17 protein-coding genes are annotated in these 17,775 nt (G+C 59.9%); 5 read left to right on the top strand and 12 right to left on the bottom strand.

All coding sequences use genetic code 11. From position 1 onward, the window contains the following. Positions 1–86 precede the first annotated feature (86 nt). Genes antC through antA form a run of 3 tightly spaced genes read right to left on the bottom strand, consistent with a single transcriptional unit; the run spans position 87 to position 3,028 of the window. Positions 87–1,112, bottom strand: coding sequence for an anthranilate 1,2-dioxygenase electron transfer component AntC (antC, locus tag ACYZTK_RS05175; RefSeq protein WP_462013462.1), 1,026 nt, complete (start codon positions 1,110–1,112; stop codon positions 87–89). Between the two features lie 18 nt (positions 1,113–1,130). Continuing rightward, on the bottom strand, positions 1,131–1,622 hold the full coding sequence (gene antB, locus ACYZTK_RS05170; RefSeq protein ID WP_462013461.1) for an anthranilate 1,2-dioxygenase small subunit: 492 nt from the start codon (positions 1,620–1,622) through the stop codon (positions 1,131–1,133). Between the two features lie 2 nt (positions 1,623–1,624). Continuing rightward, positions 1,625–3,028: an anthranilate 1,2-dioxygenase large subunit gene (gene antA / locus ACYZTK_RS05165; protein ID WP_462013460.1), complete on the bottom strand. Its 1,404-nt coding sequence runs from the start codon at positions 3,026–3,028 to the stop codon at positions 1,625–1,627. 381 nt (positions 3,029–3,409) lie between these two features. On the opposite strand from antA, the gene ACYZTK_RS05160 reads away from it, so the two are divergent. From ACYZTK_RS05160 to ACYZTK_RS05150, 3 genes are all read left to right on the top strand, one after another. Further along, the gene (locus ACYZTK_RS05160) at positions 3,410–4,666 is read left to right on the top strand and encodes an OprD family porin (RefSeq protein ID WP_462013458.1); all 1,257 of its coding nucleotides are present in this window, start codon (positions 3,410–3,412) and stop codon (positions 4,664–4,666) included. Positions 4,667–4,991: 325 nt separating this feature from the next. Next, on the top strand, positions 4,992–6,005 hold the full coding sequence (locus tag ACYZTK_RS05155; RefSeq protein WP_462013457.1) for an AraC family transcriptional regulator: 1,014 nt from the start codon (positions 4,992–4,994) through the stop codon (positions 6,003–6,005). A 2-nt stretch (positions 6,006–6,007) separates the two neighbouring features. Next, positions 6,008–7,009 (top strand): AraC family transcriptional regulator, encoded by a 1,002-nt coding sequence (locus ACYZTK_RS05150; RefSeq protein ID WP_462013456.1) that lies wholly within the window; start codon positions 6,008–6,010, stop codon positions 7,007–7,009. 358 nt (positions 7,010–7,367) lie between these two features. Here ACYZTK_RS05150 and ACYZTK_RS05145 read toward each other — a convergent pair whose 3' ends face one another. Genes ACYZTK_RS05145 through ACYZTK_RS05120 form a run of 6 tightly spaced genes read right to left on the bottom strand, consistent with a single transcriptional unit; the run spans position 7,368 to position 12,910 of the window. Continuing rightward, positions 7,368–8,603, bottom strand: coding sequence for a dienelactone hydrolase family protein (locus ACYZTK_RS05145; protein ID WP_462013455.1), 1,236 nt, complete (start codon positions 8,601–8,603; stop codon positions 7,368–7,370). A 40-nt stretch (positions 8,604–8,643) separates the two neighbouring features. Further along, positions 8,644–9,471: an SDR family oxidoreductase gene (locus ACYZTK_RS05140; protein ID WP_462013454.1), complete on the bottom strand. Its 828-nt coding sequence runs from the start codon at positions 9,469–9,471 to the stop codon at positions 8,644–8,646. Then, a complete protein-coding gene (locus ACYZTK_RS05135) occupies positions 9,468–10,061 on the bottom strand; it encodes a cysteine hydrolase family protein (protein ID WP_462013453.1) in 594 nt (197 codons plus the stop codon). The genes ACYZTK_RS05140 and ACYZTK_RS05135 overlap by 4 nt, the downstream gene beginning before the upstream one ends. Continuing rightward, the gene (locus ACYZTK_RS05130; RefSeq protein ID WP_462013452.1) at positions 10,061–10,594 is read right to left on the bottom strand and encodes an aromatic-ring-hydroxylating dioxygenase subunit beta; all 534 of its coding nucleotides are present in this window, start codon (positions 10,592–10,594) and stop codon (positions 10,061–10,063) included. Before ACYZTK_RS05130 ends, ACYZTK_RS05135 begins: the two co-directional genes overlap by 1 nt. Continuing rightward, positions 10,584–11,915 (bottom strand): aromatic ring-hydroxylating dioxygenase subunit alpha, encoded by a 1,332-nt coding sequence (locus tag ACYZTK_RS05125; protein ID WP_462013451.1) that lies wholly within the window; start codon positions 11,913–11,915, stop codon positions 10,584–10,586. Before ACYZTK_RS05125 ends, ACYZTK_RS05130 begins: the two co-directional genes overlap by 11 nt. Before the next feature lie 50 nt (positions 11,916–11,965). Next, complete coding sequence (locus ACYZTK_RS05120) at positions 11,966–12,910, bottom strand: PDR/VanB family oxidoreductase (RefSeq protein ID WP_462013450.1); 945 nt, start codon at positions 12,908–12,910, stop codon at positions 11,966–11,968. 945 nt (positions 12,911–13,855) lie between these two features. On the opposite strand from ACYZTK_RS05120, the gene ACYZTK_RS05115 reads away from it, so the two are divergent. Continuing rightward, positions 13,856–14,053 (top strand): hypothetical protein, encoded by a 198-nt coding sequence (locus ACYZTK_RS05115; protein WP_462013449.1) that lies wholly within the window; start codon positions 13,856–13,858, stop codon positions 14,051–14,053. A 63-nt stretch (positions 14,054–14,116) separates the two neighbouring features. Here the strand turns inward: ACYZTK_RS05115 and ACYZTK_RS05110 are convergent, their stop codons facing one another. After that, entirely contained in the window at positions 14,117–14,320 is a 204-nt protein-coding gene (locus tag ACYZTK_RS05110; protein ID WP_462013448.1) for a hypothetical protein, read from the bottom strand. A gap of 549 nt (positions 14,321–14,869) precedes the next feature. Here ACYZTK_RS05110 and ACYZTK_RS05105 point away from each other — a divergent pair. Further along, a complete protein-coding gene (locus ACYZTK_RS05105; RefSeq protein WP_462014855.1) occupies positions 14,870–15,469 on the top strand; it encodes a trypsin-like peptidase domain-containing protein in 600 nt (199 codons plus the stop codon). A 126-nt stretch (positions 15,470–15,595) separates the two neighbouring features. On the opposite strand, the gene ACYZTK_RS05100 is transcribed toward ACYZTK_RS05105, so the two are convergent. Continuing rightward, complete coding sequence (locus ACYZTK_RS05100) at positions 15,596–16,633, bottom strand: AraC family transcriptional regulator ligand-binding domain-containing protein (protein ID WP_462013447.1); 1,038 nt, start codon at positions 16,631–16,633, stop codon at positions 15,596–15,598. Between the two features lie 9 nt (positions 16,634–16,642). Continuing rightward, positions 16,643–17,557, bottom strand: a complete 915-nt coding sequence (locus ACYZTK_RS05095; RefSeq protein ID WP_462013446.1) for a GGDEF domain-containing protein — start codon at positions 17,555–17,557, stop codon at positions 16,643–16,645. Positions 17,558–17,775: the final 218 nt, after the last annotated feature.

The raw sequence follows: 17,775 nt of genomic DNA, 5'->3' as shown, positions 1-17,775 counted from the left end.
AGTCCGCATCGCGCGAGACGTAGTTGTTAGTGGAGGGCAGTAAAAAATGTGCGGGTGTCTGAATAGTTATTGGGGCAATGCCAGTGTCAGGTATTACTCTCGGTGAATTTCTCGTAGTACAGGCGGGTCTGGTCCAGGCTCTGGTCGGCCAGCCATTGCTTGATCGACTCGACCATCGGTGGCGGTCCGCACAGGTACATGTCCAGGTCCTGGTCACGAAACTCGGCGATGTCGAAATGCTCGGTGATGTAACCGCGCTTGCCGCTCCAGTCCGGGGCCGGGTCACTGATCACCGGGGTGAAGCGAAAGCCAGGGATGCGCTCGGCGTAGGCGGCGATGCGCGTGGTTTCGCAAAGGTCCGCAGCGTTGCGCACGCCGTAGTACAGGTGCACGGGGTGACCGCAACCGCCTCGCTCGGCGATCTCGTCGAGCATGCCCAGGAACGCCGAGAGCCCGGTGCCGCCGGCGACCAGCACCAGCGGCTTGTCGACATGGCGCAGGTAGAAGGCACCGAGGGGCGCTTCGAGCATGATTTCGTCGCCGATCAGGCTGCGCTCGCGGATGTAATTGCTCATCAGGCCATCGGGCAGCAGGCGAATCAGAAACTGCAGCTGGTTGCTGCTATTCGGCCGGTTGGCAAAGGAGTAGGAACGCTTGTCGTCGGTGCCTGGCACTTGCAGTCGGGCGTACTGGCCGGGCAGGAAGTCCAGTTGTTGGCCGTCGGCGCCGGCATCCAGGTGCAGGATCGCGGTGTTCGGCGACACCTGCTCGACTGCCCGCACGATGCCCTTGAGCCGCTCCGGCCCGGCGGCATTGCACAGGGTCGAGGCGAAGTCGAAGTAGAACGCCGCGTCGGACTGCACCCGGGTCTGGCAGGTGAGCATTTTGCGTTGGCGCATGTCATCGGCCGACAGTGCTTCATCGTCGACGTAGTCCTGGCTGTACTGGCCCGACTCGCAGCGACCCTGGCACGTGCCGCACACGCCTTCGCGGCAATCGAGCGGAATATTGATGCCGTTGCGCAGCGCCGCATCAAGCAGGATTTCATTGTTCTGAATCGGGAAAAACAGGGTTTTTCCGTCGGCGAAACTGAACGCGACCTTGTGACTCATGATCCAGACTTCCGCCAGTCAGAGGTGATAGAAATCGAGCACCGAATTGATGGTGTCGTTAAGCAACAGCACATGCTTGCGGGTGATCTTCCAGCTGTCGCCATCGGGCCGCAGGTGGTAAGTAGCGCGACCGAAAAAGTCTTCTGCGGTTTGCAGGCGGTAGTACAAGGTGTGCCAGTTGACCCGCACCTCCAGCTCGTCGTTGTCCAGCGGCGCAATGCGCACATTGCTGATCAGGTGCAGGGTGCGCGGCATCGGGATGGTCGATGCGGCCTTGCCAGTGCGGATGCGGAATATCCGGTCCTCGAGCCCACCACGGTTGGGGTAGTAGATCAGCGACATGCTTTTTTTCGGGTCGGTGGTGTAGACGTGCTCCGAGTCCCATTGCGGCAAATGGAATTCGCTGTCGTCGCTGAACATCGACACGTACGTATCCCAATCCTGGGCGTCGCAGGCTTCAGCGTTGCGGTAGAAAAATTGCTCGATGCGGTATTGCAGTTGCGAATTCATGTTCACACCTCACGCAGTTTCAACGGTTGCTCTTCGGCGGCCATGCGCGCCAGGCCTTCGAGCATGACGCGCTGCCAGTTGCCATGCTGATTGACGTAGAGGCCCTCGTGGGTGAACTCGGTGCCGGTCAGCGCGGGTGAGATGCCGATGGTTTCGCTGTTGGGCGTCGGGCCCTCGACCCATTTGCCGGTGCCGCGGGAAATGTCGCTCCAGCGTTCCAGGCGTGCCTGGAAACCGCGCTGTGCTTCGCGAAATTCCACCAGGTCGTCGGGGGTGCCCATGCCGGACACGTTGAAGAAGTCTTCGAACTGGCGAATGCGGTTTTCCCGATCGGCGTCCGACTCGCCCACCACGCCGAGGCAGAAGCTGTTGATCTCGGTTTTGTTCCAGGCGATCGGGCGGATAATGCGCAGCTGCGAACTGATCTGGTCGAGGAAGAACATGCTCGGGTAGATGTTCAGGTTGCGCAGGCGGTGCATCATCCACTCAGCCTTGCCCTGGCCATGCTCTTCGAGCAGGCGCGGCATGATCGTTGCGTAACCGGGGCGCACCGCCGGGTTGGGCATGTCGCTGAACAGCAGGCTGTGGCCGTTGTGGAAGGCGAACCAGCCGTCGTCGGTTTCCTTGTCGCCCGCGCCGAGCTTGCTGTAGTCCAGGGTGTCGGCGCCGGCCAGGCCTTTCTCGCTGTTGACCTGCTGGCGATGCTGCACGGTGGCCACGTAGTTGTAGTGCACGGTGCTGACGTGATAACCGTCCAGACCGTTTTCATTCTGCAGTTTCCAGTTGCCGTCGTAGGTGTAGGCCGACTTGCCCGGCAGCACTTCGAGTGCACCGGTGGGCGACTGCGCGACCATCATGTCGAAGAACACCTTGGCATCGCCGAGGAACGCCTCAAGGCTGTCACTGCCATTGACGTCGAGACTGATGAAGACGAAACCCTTGTAGCTTTCGATGCGGGCCTTTTTCAGGCCACGGGTGGCTTTGTCAAAACCTTCCGGGTACTCGCCGGGTGCCTTGACCTTGACCAGGCGGCCGTCACTTTTGTAGCACCAGGCGTGAAATGGGCAGGTGAAGGTCGACTGGTTGCCCTTGCCAACGCGGGTCAGGGTGGTGCCGCGGTGTTGGCAGGCGTTGATCAGCGCGTTGAGTTGGCCGTCGCCGTCGCGGGTGATGATCATCGGCTGGCGCCCGGCGCGCAGGGTCATGAAATCGTGTTTATTGGCGATTTCGCTTTCATGGCAGGCGTAGATCCAGTTTTTCTCGAAGATCAACTCCATCTCCAGATCAAACAGATCCGGCTCGGTAAACATGTCCCGGGCAATGCGGAAAATACCTTCTGCCGGACGGAAGTCAAGGCAGCCCTCAATAAAGCTTTTCCATTGTTCTACGCTTTTTGCACTGCTCATTAATCGATACCTCGTTGCATCGGGCTAATTCGTGCATTCAACAAATTGTGTGTGTCGGTATTAAATAAGTTGTCTTTGCCCGGGTCTATCCGCTTTGTCGGCAAACACAGTCCATAAAATTCGCTCCCGTACCTGGGGCCTGCTGGGAGCAGATTTAATGGGTGAATCGAAGTAAACGGATATGACTCGTGAATTAACAGGATAGAGAGCCGAGCGTTAATACGGCCTAATCAATCCTGTCCGGGTTTTTGCCGGATGCACATATTTAATAACGACTGACGCTGATTATTTTAATAAAGAAACAACTGCCAACGATTGGGGTGATCACTTTGGTCGCACCGCTACTTGATGTGTTCGCACATTAAAAGGGAGGGGAAAGTTATGTTTCAAGCGAGTTGGTTAACCCGTTGCGTGCAGACGGCCAGCCTGGCCGGAATGATGACGCCGATGATGGCCATGGCGGATTTCGTCGAAGACAGCCACCTGGGTCTGGGCCTGCGAAACTTCTATATCGACCGTGACTACAAGGGTGAGAACCCGAAAAATTCGCGCATCGGCAGTTGGACCCAGGGTTTTGACCTGCGCTTCATCTCGGGCTACACCGAGGGGCCGGTGCAATTTGGCCTGGACGCCTCGATGCAGTACGCCTACCGGCTCGACGGCGGCGGTGGCAGGGGGCCTGACAGCATCATTCCCTACAGCGTCAGCAAGCAGGAGCAGGCTACCGACTATGGTCGCGGCGGCTACACGGCGAAGGTGCGCTATTCGAAGACCGAGTTGAAATTCGGTGAGCATCGGCCAACGCTGCCAGTGGCGTACATGGACGATTCGCGGCAACTGGTGACCACGTATCACGGCACCCTGATCGAGTCCAAGGAAGTGGACAAGCTGACCCTGACCGGCGGTCGGTTCACCGAAATCAGCGGCCGGGAGTCTTCCAACAGCGAAAAAATGTACCTGTTCAACGGCCCCGACATTCAGCGCCGCAGTGACGGCTTGAACTTCGGCGGCGCCAGCTACGCATTTACTCCGGCGCTGACCGGCACGTACTTCTACGGGCAGCTGGAAGACATCTACCGCCAGCACTACCTGGGCGGCACCTACCTGACCGATCTGGGCAGCGGCTACGGCCTGAAAACCGATGTGCGCTACTTCAACAACAAGGAAGATGGCGACGCCCTGTACGGGCGCATCGACAACCGCTCCTACGGCGCCATGACCACGCTGCGCAAAGGGCCTCATGCGTTTGGCCTGGGTTATCAGCGCATGCTCGGCGACAGCCCGTTCCCGACCCTCAACGGTTACGCACCACAGCCGTACCTGGTGAACTGGTCGGCCATCGCCTTCATCAAACCCAACGAAAAATCCTGGCAGGCGCGTTATGACTTCGATTTCGCCGGCGTCGGCGTGCCCGGCCTGAAACTGATGACGCGCTACATGCGCGGTACCGATATCGATCGCGGGCCGCTGAGCGACAGCAGCGAATCGGAGCGCAATATCTACCTGTCCTACGTGATCCAGGACGGGCCGTTGAAAAACCTGGGCGTTGAACTGCGCAATATCAACGTGAAGTTCCGGCATGCAAATGACTTCGACGAGAACCGCCTGATCACTACCTACACCTGGAAGTTCTGGTAAGCGATCGCCGAATCCAGCGGGTAACACCTGCCTGCTCATCTGGGCAGGTAATACCCAATCGCGCCTGCCCACACTGCCTGACTATTGGGCAGCCGCTGGGCGCATGCGCTTTTTTGCCGCGTCATTCCAGTGTTTAAGGGGTGGCACGGGTGTTCAACGGCGGGGACCTATCCGGTCTTGAGCGGTCCCTATCCGTTTAATCGGTGAATGTTATCCGCATATTTCGGCAGGGCCGCGCGGGCACCCTGGCGGCATGAACATTGCTCTTTCCCGCAGAGGCGTGCCGTTAGAGCGCGTTGAAAAAAACAGCCGTGGGTGCCCCGTGATGAGTACAAGTCCTGATGTACATGTTCGTGACATTCGTATCGAGCGCTATGACCTCAATGGCGCGCGTCAGTGGATGGCCGGGATCTGCGGGCCCCACCTGCTGAAAACCAGCCATCCCAACCGTATTCAGTTCCATCACAGCGGCAATGTGCTCAAGTCGATGTCGACCACTTTGGGGGTGATCGAGTACGGCACCGACGTCACGGTCGGTATTGAAGACTCTGAACATCTCAACAGCTACAGCCTCAGTTTGCCCTTGGTCGGTGAACAGCACTTGAGCAAGAACGGCTGTCAGGTGACGTCCGATCGCGACTGCGCAATCATCGTCTCGCCCCACGAAAACCAGGAACTGTCGATCAACGGGGATTGCCGCAAGGTTCAGGTGGTGATCACCCGCGCGGCAATGCGCAAGTCCCTGGAGGACATGTTGCAGCGGCCCCTGGAAACCCCCTTGCGCTTCGAGCCGGTGATGGATGCCGTCAACGGTTCCTCGGCGTCCTGGTGGCGCATGGCGCGCTACTTCATCGGCGAGCTGGAGCGCAGTCGCGAGCTGTACGACCAGACGTTTTTCACCCGGGACATCGAGAGCTCGCTGATCAAGGGCCTGATCCTCGCCCAGCCGAACAACTACTCCGAGGAGTTGCGCGATGTGCTAGGCGTGAAGCTGCCGCACTACCTGATCCGCGCCAAGCAGTACATCCACGACAATGCCCGTGAGGCGTTGCACCTGGAGGACATCGAGGCGATTTCCGGGGTGTCGCGCTTCAAGCTGTTCGAAGGTTTCAGGAAGTATTTCGGCATGTCGCCCATGGCCTATTTGAAGAAGCATCGGCTGGATGCCGTGCGCCAGGAAATCCTCGAGGATAATTCGGCGCGCAATATCTCGGTGATCGCCATGGGGTGGGGGTTTACTCACCTGGGGCGGTTCTCCAGCGAGTACCGCAAGTTGTTCGACGAGACGCCGAGCACCACCTTGCAGCGTAACGAAGCCCGCCGCAGCCGGTCGCTTTGAGCATGGCTGTGTCATCAGGCGCCGGGCTCGATCTGTCCAGACTGTGCCAGACCCCGGTGTTTACCAGCCGCTCGCGCCAGGAAAGCCACCGGCTGCTCGCCCGTGAGTTGGTTGAACACGACCTGAGCTGGCGCACCGGCAATGTCGACACGGCGTTTTTTCGCGCAGAAGTGGGGCGCTGCCAGTTGTTCGTGTTGCGCTATGGTGCCGAGGTGGAGGTGCGCCCACGGCCCTTCACCGATTTCGTATTGATGCAGATGCCCTTGCGCGGGCGTGCGAGTATTGAGTGCGACGGATTGGCATTGGAGCTGGAGGCTGGCCAGGTGGCAGTGCTCTCGCCCAATCGCCAGGCGCGCCTGGTGTGGCATCAGGGCTGCGAACAATTGCTGCTCAAGGTCCCGCGTTCATTGCTGCGGCTGATGCACGAACGGCTGGTGGACGAAGGCGGGCTGGCCGCCGATTTTGCCCTGCCTGCGGCTTATCGGCTCGACACTGGTCAGGCTCGGGGCTGGTTGCGTCTGGTCGATGATTTGCTTGAACAGTTGGGAGCGAGCGAGGGGGCGCCGGTGCATGCGCATTGGCTGCGCCATCTGGAAGAAAGCCTGCCGCTGTTCCTGCTGACTCACCCGCCGAAAATCGATGCAGCACGGTCGGCGGTGGTTGAGTCGCCGGCGCAGCGTCAGGCGCTGCGCCAGTTGCACAAGATTGAAGGCTTGATGCGCAGTCATCTGGGTGAAGCGCTGTCCCTGGGTGAACTGGCGGCGGCAGCGGGCATGAGCGTGCGCAGCCTTAACACTCTGTGCCAGCGGTGTTATGGGCAGACTCCGATGGAGCGGCTGCGTAATTTGCGTCTTGAATCGGTGCGTGAGCGTTTGCTTGGGTGTCGTGATTTGAGCATTACTGCGGTCGCGTTGGAGCATGGCTTCAGCCATCTGGGGCGCTTTGCCCGGTATTACCGTGAGCGTTTTGGTGAGTTGCCGCATCAGACTGCTTGCGCGCGTTGAACCTGAGGACGCCGCGCTCATCCAGGAAGCTCGCGTTCTCGTTGACGTCCGTCGCAGGCAAGCCAGCTCCCACAGTGTGCGTGGTGAGACGAGAATTTCTGAACGCCGCAGATTCCTGTAGGAGTGAGCCTGCTCGCGATGAACTTGAGGACATCGCGGTCATCCAGAAAGCCAGCGTTATTGTTAACGTCCATCGCGAGCAGGCTCGCTCCCACAGGTGGCAGCGTCAGCCGGGAGGATGTGCAGGACCAAATAAGCGCAGCGCGCCGGCTTGATGCCTTGGTCGGCCCGGAGGCCGCCACGGCAAAGCTTTTGATCGCAGGCGCCCCGTTAACCACAACGGATATACACGCAAAAATCAAAGTCCCGCGCTACCCACCCACCTCCCCATCAAAGTATTAGAAGGCAACCGCTCATCCAGCAACTTCCGGGCCGTCTCAACCCCCGCCACCGGCAACCCCGCAGGATCCAGCAACCCAATCTGCACCAGCACGCTAGCCTGGTCCCAATAGATATGCTCATGACAAAGCTTGTCCCCGCGAAACTTGATCACCCCCAGCATCGGAATCTCAACGTACCTGCCCGTAGGCGCAACCCCAGGCAGCATCCAGTCAATCTCACTGGTATGGGTAAAACACATCACAAACTCATCGACAATCTGCGAAGCCCCCACCGTGCGCGAAATCGGCACCAGCTTCATATCCGGCGGATTGGCATGCACAAAATGATTCTGATAAAACCGGCTCAACTCCCGATAACCCACACCACCCGTCATGGTCGGAATGTGATTGACGTAAGGCTCGGCAACCATCGTCGCCATGGTCGCCGGCACATCACGCACGGCAAACTCGAACTCGATGTGCTTGTCCCACAGCTGCGACAAGTTGTAATGCGGGCCAATAGCCTGCTTCAGCGCCGCGATGCTGCGCTGGTGGGCCATCAACGTCGCAGGCTTGTTGAAATGTATGCCGCCGTTACGGGCAAAAGCATGGTCGACATCGGGGTAGGTGTAGATCTCGATATTGCTACGCCCACCCAGGCGCTGGCTGATCAGCGTACGGGCAGCGGCATCGCAATAAACATCCTGCTCGGCAAAATGCAGCACCAGGCGGCCCTTGATCTGGTCGGCCTCATCGAGCAACTGCTCAATGCCCATGCCGTAGTAACCCACGCAACAGGCGGCGTCCGTTCGAGTCGCTGTCAGGTAGGCCAGCTTGCCGCCCATGCAGAAGCCCACATAGCCCTGACCGACAGCCTCGACTTCGGGCAGATCGCGCAATGCCTTGAAGCTGGCGTCGATGTCATCGACCGCCTTGTCGATATCGAGGCCCTGGAACAGCTCGATCGCCCGGGCGAAGTCGGCCTCGGTGTAACCCAGTTCAATGCCCGGTTGCTGACGCCAGAACAGGTCCGGCACCAACGCGACGTAACCTTCCTCGGCGTAAAAATCCGCCACCTCACGCATGTTCGCGTTGATGCCGAAAATTTCCTGGCCGATCACCACACCCGGGCCTTTGCCGCTGGCGGGTAGCGCCAGATAACCGGCAAAACTGCCGCTGCCGTCGCTGGCTTTTACACTGATCATCTTGCCCATGTTGTTGCCTCGCTCATCATCAGGTTTTTATGGAGGTAGTTCAGGCTGGATCACGCAAGCGCTCAAACCACGTGCGCGGCGAAAGGCCCTGGTCCGGGCCGAGAATGGAGAAGCCGCCGTCCACCGGAATGTCCACTCCGGTAATCCACGACGCGCCCTGGCTGCACAGGAACGCGACCACCTGGCCGATTTCCTCGCCGCGTCCCACGCGTCCCAGCGGGTGGAAGTGCGCGCCGACCCGGTCGGCCACCGCGACGTCGCCGCCACTCATGTTTGCCACCGAGGGCGACCAGGTCCAGGCCGGGGAGACGCTGATCACTCGAATCGCTGCCGGCGCCAGAGTCACCGCGAGGTTGCGGGTCAGCTGCAGCAGCCCGGCCTTCGACGCGGGATACAGGGCTCGCCCGGCCACGCCAAACTTGCCGCCGGTGCTGCCGATGTTGATCACGGTGCCGCCATCAGCCATGTGCGGCGCGGCTTTTTGCACGAAGATCGCCGCCGACACCAGGTTGATATTGAGGGTGTGCAGCCATTGCGCCCGGTCTGACAGCAGCCCCTGGTCGTCGTAGACACAGGCGTTATTGACCAGGATGTCGAGCCGGCCGAACGCCGCCAGGGTTTCGTCGATGCAGTCGTCGATGTCTTCGTCCAGCTCGACATTGCACGCGATAAAACGACAGCGTTCACCCAGCTCGCTGGCGAGTCCGGCTCCCGTTTCGCGGTTGCGACCGACCAGCATCACGCTGGCCCCAGCCTGCAGCAGTTGCCGGGCAATGTCGGTGCCCAGGCCCTGGGTACTGCCGGTGACAATCGCCACCTGACCTTGCAGATTGGCAGTGGGCGTGCTGTTCATGACAGTGCTCTTCATGACATTGACTCCAGGATGCTGGCGACATCTGTGACAGTGGCGATCAGACGCATGCTGTCCAGTGCTGCCAGATGAGTGTCGGGGCGGGCGGCAGCGCAGGCGTCCGCCAGTACCGTCACCTCGAAACCGCAATCGACCGCATGTCGCACGGTGCTCTCGACCACCGAGTGGGTGGCAACCCCGGCGATCAGCAATTCTCGCGCTTCCAATTGGCGCAGCAGCGTGTCCAGCGGCGTGCCGTAAAATGCGTTGATGCGCGTATGGGTGACGACAAATTCGTCCGGGCCCGCCAGTGGTTGCAAGGCGTCATGGAACTGCGCTCCCCAGGTGCCTTCCTGCACTGCGCCGCTGGCTGCCACGGCGCGGAAGATCGGCGCGTTCTGTACCAGGTCGGCATAGTCCGGGCGATACGCCACCCGCACATGAATGATCGGCCAACCGCGTTCGCGGGCACCTTGCTGCAACTTGATGGCGGCCTGCAGCAATGCATCGCGGGCGGGATCGTCCGCTGCAAGCGCGACCCGAATGCGTCCATCGGGATGCAGCACGTCATTCTGATAGTGCAGGGCGATGACCGTCGGGCGGCCCATCAGACAAACACCTCGAGGTTGGCGAACACGTCGTTGCAGTTGATCAGGTCAACCCGCTTGAGCTGGATCTTCCATTCGCCACTGTCCAGGCTGGCCAGCTTGTAGGTGTAGCGTCCCGCCAACTGACGCTGGTCGAGGCGCCACTCGCTGACCTGGAACGTCGCACTCACCACCAGCAGGCCCTGACTGTCGAGCCCCTCGACCAGCACGTTGCCCACAAGGTGCGCCGTGCGGGTCGGCGGCTGCTGCGACCAGTTGCGCACGTTCTCCACTCGACGGATGCGCACTTCACGCAACATGCGGTTTTCCCAGAACAGCGAAATGTGCTCGAAAGGGTCGACCTGGCCGTGTTGTTGCGGCACCCAGTACATGCCCGAATCAGTAAATAGCCGGTCCCATTCCCAGAACCGGCGCTCATCCAGCAGGCGTGCTTCGCGATACAGAAACTGCTCGATTTCACGCAGGGTTTCACTGGGGACATGCGCCGGAGTCAGGCCGTGGGTCGAGACGTCGAAGGTGCGATCAAGCAGCATGAGTGCTCTCCTTGGCAATCAGTGTGGCGGTCATGTAGTGCTTCCAGGCGGCGAACTGGTTGCGCATTGGTAGCTCGCTGGTGCCATTGGTCGAGACTGCGCCATCGGGCAGCAAGCGATCGGTGCCGACATAACGGTGCATGCTGATCCACTCACCGCCGCGGGTCATGTTGCCCTCCTGGCAACGGGCATAGACTTCGACGTCGTCGGGCATGACGTTGGAGGAGGGCGAGTTGATGACGTTGGCGTAGGTCAGCGCCCGGTCAAATACCGCGTCCGGTGCGCCTTTGCAGCGGAACGTCTGGATTTCCACCAGGGTGCGGTCGATGGCCATCGGCCGGATCACTCGAAATTGCATGAACACCGTGTGGGGCGAGCCGCTGCCGTAGATCACGGTGTTGTGGCGGTTCATTCCCAGGATGCCCCGGGCACGTTCTTCGCCATACGCCGTGCTCAGGCATTCGAAGTGCGCCTTGGACACCTCGTCGCGCTCGGCGGCGGCCGGGTCGAAGATTGCTTCCATGTAGCCGTGGCCATTGTGATAGGCGCGCAGTTCGAGTTTTTCCCAGAAATCGTAAGGCTCGCCGTTGCCGTCCATGATTAGCAGTTCGAAGGGCATTTCACCCAGGGTTTCGGCTTCGCTGCGGGCCGCATCCACCGAGGACTCATGGGTGACGCGAGCGTGCATGGTGTCGTGCAGGTTTTCGTAGAAGACTTTCCAGTTGGAGCGCTGCATGACCCGGAAGATACCGCCGGCCACTTCGACTTCACCGACTGGCGAGCGATCGCAGAGGTTGTCGATGGAAGTGATGACGCCGCCGAGAAAACCCTTCAGGTCAAGACCGTGATCAATCTGGCTGGCGAACACGAAGCCGCGATAGCTGTCGACCCGCGCCAGGCTGACCATGGAAAAATCCGGGTGTTGCGGATTGAAACAGGTGCCTTCGAAGGCATTTTTCAGCGGTGCCGAGAGGTGCTGGCCGTCCAGCTTGAAGGTCCAGGCGTGGTAGGGACAGCGGAAGAACTTGCCGACGTTGCCATCGCCCTCGGCCACCAGTTTGGCGCCTTTGTGCGGGCAGCGGTTGTAGAGTACGTTGACGTTTTTGTCGGCGCCGCGCACCAGGATCACGTCCTGATCGCCAACCCGGGTGGTGTGATAGTCGCCGACGTTTTTCACCTGGCTCTCGTGGCCGACGTAGATCCACGCCTGGCCATAGATGCGCTGCATTTCCAGGTCGAATAGCTGAGGGTCGGTGTAGACGCTTTTGTGCACGCTGTCGTCGCGCACCAGGGCCGCGATCTGTTCGTTGGAGGGAATCATGGTGTCTCCTTTCTAACCGTCATTAAGAGGTGCGCGGTGCTGCAGCGCACTTACAAATCCAGTACAAGTCGAGCGCTGGCGGCGCGAGATACACAGGTGCAGAAACTGCCCTCGGCCCGTTCGCGTTCCGACAGGCAGATGTCACGGTGCTCGGGTTCGCCTTCGAGTACCTGGGCCACGCACACTCCGCAGTCACCACGGCGACAGTCGAACATCGGGTCCAGGTCGGCCTCGATCATGGCCTCCAGCACGCTTTGCCCCGCAGGCACCCTTAGTGTCACGCCACTGCTGCGCAGCTCTACTTCAAAAGCGCCTGCGCTTTCGCTGTCGAGACTGCCGATGAACAATTCGCTGTGCAGTTGACTGTCGTTCCAGCCCAGCTCGCGGGCTGTTTGCAGCACGCTGCTGATCAGTGACTTGGGGCCACAGACGTACAGCTGGCGGCTGCGGGAGTGCGAGTTCAGCAGGCGGGTCAGGGGCAGGCGTCGGGTCGGGTCGCCTTCGCTGATCCAGCACTGGGCGCTATTCAGTGCCTGGACCTCCTCCAGGTACGCCATGCGGTTCGAATCGCGACCGGCGTAGTGCAAGGTAAAAGGCCGCTGAGCCGCGGCGAGGGCGCGGGCCATGCCGAGCATCGGGGTGATGCCGATGCCGCCCGCGATCAGCAGGAGTTCGCAGTCCTGGGCCACCAGTGGAAAATGATTTTTTGGCGGGCGTACCAGCACTTGTTGGCCGACCTGCACCTGGTGCATCCAGCGCGAGCCGCCGCTGCCCTGGTCTTCCAGTTGCACGGCGATTTCGTAGTGTGGGTGATCCGGCAAGTTGACCAGCGAATAGGCGCGCCATAGGGTTTTGCTGCCCGGTATCTGCACTTCGATATGGGCGCCTGGGGTGAAGGCGGGCAGGGGCTGGCCGGCATCGGCGACCAGGATCAGCCGCCGGATGTTAGGCGTGAGCGGGTCGATCCGTTCGATGCGCAAAGACAGGCTGGACATGTACGATTCCTGAACGGGGCGAGGGTGGGTCGCCGTTGAAGTCGTACTTACTGTAGGGAGGGACGCGCGGGCGAAAAAGCCGATAATGGCAAGTTGATAGCCGCATATTGCGAGGTTTTGGGGGCAGGCGTGCTGGCAATGGCGATGGCTGCGATGGCGATGGCGATGGCGATGGCGATGTGATGCGATGTGATGTGGTGTGATGCGATGCGATGTGATGTGGTGAGGGTGAGGGTGAGGGTGAGGGTGAGGGTGAGGGTGAGGGTGACACCTGTGGGAGCAAAGCTTGCTCGCGATGGCGGCTATGCAGATGTACATATCCATTATTGCGGCAACGGCTTCTAATGGCTCCGCTTTTACAGCGGGTCACTTGGAAGAGCCCCAAGTAACCAAGGGCTTCCTGCCCCACCACTCGGCACCTCGCCTAGGCTCGGTGTGCCCGCACTCCGGCATTGCTCCGCGGGTCGCTGCGACGGGCCATCCATGGCCCAACGCAGCTAAACCGGCATCCTTGCCGGTTTACCCGCTACGCAATGCCTGCGTTCGGCCATCGTGGTCAACGGGACGTCCGCGATCAACAACCGGGCCGTGGCGGCCTTCGGGCCGACCAAGGCATCAAGCCGGCGCGCTGCGCTGGTTCGATTGTGCACATCCTCCGAATCGACGCTATCCCCTGTAGGAGTGAGCCTGCTCGCGATAGCAATCTATCAGCCGACATCTACGTTGACTGACCTGCCGCAATCGCGAGCAGGCTCACTCCCACAGTTGGATTTTTGCCGTTCACTGGATGTGTATGAGCTGACACTGAACTGTGGGAGGAAGCCCGCTCCCACAGACGTAGACAACCCGCAAAGCCCCCGTTCGTCCACAACCGGGCACTTGCAATGCTGTGCCATCTCTCATGTACAAGCGCGCAATTCCTGCGCATCTAAACGGAGAGCCAACATGGACATCGACAAGAATGCCCCAGGCAACATATCCCAGCAGGGTGTCACGGGGGGCACCGACAACGAGACAGGTCACGATCCGAAGCGGGGTGACACCGAAGTCCCGCTTCCCGCAGATGAGGAATCGCCTGTGGACGAAGAGATGGCAGATGTGGACGCTAATAATTCTGTATCCAGCGAACATCCGAATCCCTGATAACACATCTGTAGGCGCCGGCTTTCTGGCGATCGCCAGCAAGCCTGCTCCTACCGCTTTTCGTCAGAACATAAAGCCTGCGGCTTGCCCCGTCTGGCTGTCCTGCGCGGCTGCGACAAGATGCAATGGCGCGCATTCCACCTCCATGGAGACAATTTCAAACCCACCCACCACCTGCACCTCTCGCTCCCCCAGGGCGATAATCTCCGCTTCCTTTGCCTTAGCCATTCTCGCGTGGTTCGCTGCGATTTCATTGAGAGTTGACACGATACGTCTCCCGGTGACTGACCAAGCGTTGCGCTGGCGTCCTTGTTTGTTGATTGAATTGCCGTCGCGTCAGAATTACGTTGTTCTGGGGCAGCTAGCGGCGTCCTTTGCAATCCTTGAGCCATTCGGGGCCGGGAAATCAGCGGGGGATCATCGACCGGATGATCGGTAGCCGCACTCGCGTCTCCAAGGCAATTTGAGCTTAGGCCAGATTACCTGAACTCAATGTGAATTTTGTTGAGTCGCGTCCATAGAGAACACTTGTTTAATACTTTATATATGCCGTTATTTAGGCGTCAATATTAAGGCTTGACATATGTAACCAAAAGCAATTGGACCTAGCACAATTCATTTGCTCACGTTTTAAAAACCTCGTCCATAAATAACAAAGTACCGTTGCAGAGCCTTCGGCAAGGACGAATACAACCAGAAAAATAAAAAATTGACGACAAAAAAATAGCCTTATCCGCCCTATTAAGTCGGTGACTCATCATGATCAAGATCATGGCCTGCTTTTTAATAGGAGCTGTACTCGCAGGATGCAACGGCATGGTAAAACCCGACTTTTCGGGGGCTGCCAATAATTCTTACTTCACAGTTTTTTCAGGCTTTCCTCTGCCCTATATGTATATGGCTTCGGCCGTGCAATGGAATGAAGATTACGCTGTCACGACCCGCCACACTCCGCTGATTGCCAACGTGCAATACAGCTGCAGCACCGGCTGCGACCTGGTGTTTATCCGCCACAAGGCCAGTGGACGCTACCCTACATGGCGCGCGCCGCGAGTAGGGGAAGCCATCACGGCCGTGGGATCGAGCCCTTACATGTCGACTGCGACGGGCAAGGGCAAGGTCTACCAGGCGCCTTTCCTCAATACCGATGAGAACAGCGGCGACCTTTATGCCATCCACGATGCGCCACTGGTCAAGGGCATGTCCGGCGGCCCGGTGATTGGCAGCGACGGCAATATTGTCGGGATCAACATGGGCTTTTATTCAACGACGCTGCACGACGTAAGTGCGCATCCTGGAGTCAAAGGCGCCGAGCGCATCAGTGTGTTTATTCCCTATTCGATCATTATGCGCGAATGGCAGTTATTGCAGGCTAAACTTGATGATCCTCGCGGAACAAAGTTCGCTGCGAAGTAATTGATGCAGGCCCGGCTTATTGGCTGGGTCTGCACTTCTGCTGCTCAAAGGTCTTTCTTGAATTCCTTATCCAGGTGCTTGTCACCCTTGTGCGGTTCTTTGTCGAGGTGGGTAGCTCCTGCGCCATCAGCCGGAACCGAACATCTGCCGAATCAGGTTGGGGGTGCTGCCGGTCCAGCGCTTGAACGAGCGCCGGAAATTTGCCGCATCGTTGAAGCTCAGGTACTCGGCCACCTCCTCGTTGCTGAAACCCTTGATCTGGTACAGGTACAGCGCCACGTGTTTGCGCACCAGATCCACCTGCTGCTGAAACCCGGTGTGGTGTTTTTGCAGTTTGCGTTTCAGCGTGGCGGGGCTCATGGCGAAGGCGTGTGCGGCCTGTTCCAGGCTAGGCGTCTCGCGCACATGGGCCTGCAGGTAGCGGTAAAGGCAATCGACAAAGCTTGAGCTGTAACCCAGCTGGTCGATTTGCCCCTGGGCTTCCTGTCGCGCGACCTGACCCACCGTGGCCGAACTGGCGGGCCAGGGCTGGGCCAGGTATTCCCGGGGGATGCGCATCAGGTCCAGGGGACGCTTGAACTGGCTGTGTTCGCCCAGATGCACCCAATACTGCTCGACGTAACGTGGCTCGGTGTGGCTGAAGCTGCATTCCCATGGCAGGCGTACGCCGCTTTGCGAGCGGCTCATGGCGACAATCGAGGTCATGCTCGCTTCCAGCAGGAAGCGCCACTGCTCGCCGGCACCACAACTGTCGAGCCAGTAGAAATAGGCATGGTGTTCGTCCAGCACCAGGCGCGGCGCGGCCAGCGGGCTGAGCAACACTTGTTGCTGCACCAGGGTATCAAGTGCCTGGTGCAGGTTTTGCGCGTGGCGCAGGGCGTGACTCGCCGGACCGTAATGCCCCGGCAGCAGGCGCTGGCCGAACAGGAAACTGCTGTCGTCGGCGTCGAGCAGGCGCCGGCTATTGTCGATCAGGGCAAGAAATTGCTGCGGGCTGAGGCGCGTCTGCCCGGCGAGGATATCGTCGTGAAACAGCCCGGTACCGCGCAGCAGGCGATGGCTGTCGATGTCTCGGGAGAGCGCGAGGTCGATCAGGGTCGCCGGTTGGTAGTGCCCGGGGATAAAACGGCTGTCGGTTTCATACCAGGTATTTTTAAGAGTCATCGCCGCGCCTCAGGCCGTCTTGGCCAGGGGCTGCTTGGCACGCGCCAGGGCCAGGTTGAGGCGTTTGAGCAGGACGTCCGGCGCCTCGTCCATGGCCATCACCACGGCCGTGCTGGCGGACAGATGCACGCGCTCGCCGTGTTGCCGAGTCTTGTGGGCCAGGCCGTGAACCGCCTGTTGCAGCTCCAGCGCCAGCAGCCGCGCCTGGCTTTCACCGGTGTTGGGCAACAGCACCACGAAGCGGTCACCGGCCAGTCGGCACAGCAGGTCCTGGCGGCGCAGGTTGAGCAACAGCAAATGGCTGATCGCTTGCAACACGGCATCGCCTTCGGCATGCCCGTACGCTTGATTGATCGCGGTGAAATTATCCAGGTCCACGGCCATCAGCGACAGCGGTTGCTCCTGCGTAAGGCTTTGCGCCAGGCTGGCGTGCAACTGGCGCTTGAGGTAATCGGCGCCACCCAGGGGTGTGAGTTTGTCGAACAGCCGATGCTCGCGGAACAGCTTCTCGCGTTTTTCCATTTGCGCGCTGATCGCCAGCTGCTCCCGATGCCAGTGATAGATGCCGATGGTCAGCAGGATCATTCCCACCGGCATCGGCCCGGACTCCAGCCAGTGGTCCCAGGTGAGGCTGTCGGGCAGGCGAATGAACTCGTCGAGGCTGTCGATCCACCAGGAGAAAAAGATGCAGCTCAGGCCCAGGGCCAGGTAGTTGGTCACGCGCCCGGCCGGGCGACTCTTGAGCACCAGCCCCAGCCACACCAGCGCCAATAGCGCCGAACCGCCTTCGCCGATGATGTCCAGCCATACCCATTCACTCACGCTTTTGAGTTCACCGCAGGCCAGATGCAGGAGTAATCCGAGGTTGGCTGCCACCAACAGCAGGGCGAGTTTCCAGCGATGGGGTTTGAGCACAGAGAACATGGCCGCGATCCTTTGGCGAATGGCAATGCGCGTCAGCACAGCAGATGCTTGTGACAGATAGGTGACAGCGGGCAGGGGTCGAATCAGCTCAAGGTACCGCGCTGCTTTTTTGCTAAAAAACCTTCCCAGGACGCCGGGTCGAACGTTCTCACGGGTCATTTCAGCTCATTTGCCCGCGCCAACCCACGCAAAGCGGCGTTTTAAAGCACTCGCCACCA

This window comes from Pseudomonas sp. LB3P31, from assembly GCF_054897945.1.
Note: the sequence above shows the minus strand (reverse complement) of the source record. Positions and strands in the feature narration are given on the sequence as shown.

Coding starts and splice junctions, on each gene's coding strand:
- antC (WP_462013462.1), bottom strand. CDS start 1,112: ATGAGTCACAAGGTCGCGTTCAGTTTCGCCGACGGAAAAACCCTGTTT.
- antB (WP_462013461.1), bottom strand. CDS start 1,622: ATGAATTCGCAACTGCAATACCGCATCGAGCAATTTTTCTACCGCAAC.
- antA (WP_462013460.1), bottom strand. CDS start 3,028: ATGAGCAGTGCAAAAAGCGTAGAACAATGGAAAAGCTTTATTGAGGGC.
- ACYZTK_RS05160 (WP_462013458.1), top strand. CDS start 3,410: ATGTTTCAAGCGAGTTGGTTAACCCGTTGCGTGCAGACGGCCAGCCTG.
- ACYZTK_RS05155 (WP_462013457.1), top strand. CDS start 4,992: ATGAGTACAAGTCCTGATGTACATGTTCGTGACATTCGTATCGAGCGC.
- ACYZTK_RS05150 (WP_462013456.1), top strand. CDS start 6,008: ATGGCTGTGTCATCAGGCGCCGGGCTCGATCTGTCCAGACTGTGCCAG.
- ACYZTK_RS05145 (WP_462013455.1), bottom strand. CDS start 8,603: ATGGGCAAGATGATCAGTGTAAAAGCCAGCGACGGCAGCGGCAGTTTT.
- ACYZTK_RS05140 (WP_462013454.1), bottom strand. CDS start 9,471: ATGAAGAGCACTGTCATGAACAGCACGCCCACTGCCAATCTGCAAGGT.
- ACYZTK_RS05135 (WP_462013453.1), bottom strand. CDS start 10,061: ATGGGCCGCCCGACGGTCATCGCCCTGCACTATCAGAATGACGTGCTG.
- ACYZTK_RS05130 (WP_462013452.1), bottom strand. CDS start 10,594: ATGCTGCTTGATCGCACCTTCGACGTCTCGACCCACGGCCTGACTCCG.
- ACYZTK_RS05125 (WP_462013451.1), bottom strand. CDS start 11,915: ATGATTCCCTCCAACGAACAGATCGCGGCCCTGGTGCGCGACGACAGC.
- ACYZTK_RS05120 (WP_462013450.1), bottom strand. CDS start 12,910: ATGTCCAGCCTGTCTTTGCGCATCGAACGGATCGACCCGCTCACGCCT.
- ACYZTK_RS05115 (WP_462013449.1), top strand. CDS start 13,856: ATGGACATCGACAAGAATGCCCCAGGCAACATATCCCAGCAGGGTGTC.
- ACYZTK_RS05105 (WP_462014855.1), top strand. CDS start 14,870: ATGGTAAAACCCGACTTTTCGGGGGCTGCCAATAATTCTTACTTCACA.
- ACYZTK_RS05100 (WP_462013447.1), bottom strand. CDS start 16,633: ATGACTCTTAAAAATACCTGGTATGAAACCGACAGCCGTTTTATCCCC.
- ACYZTK_RS05095 (WP_462013446.1), bottom strand. CDS start 17,557: ATGTTCTCTGTGCTCAAACCCCATCGCTGGAAACTCGCCCTGCTGTTG.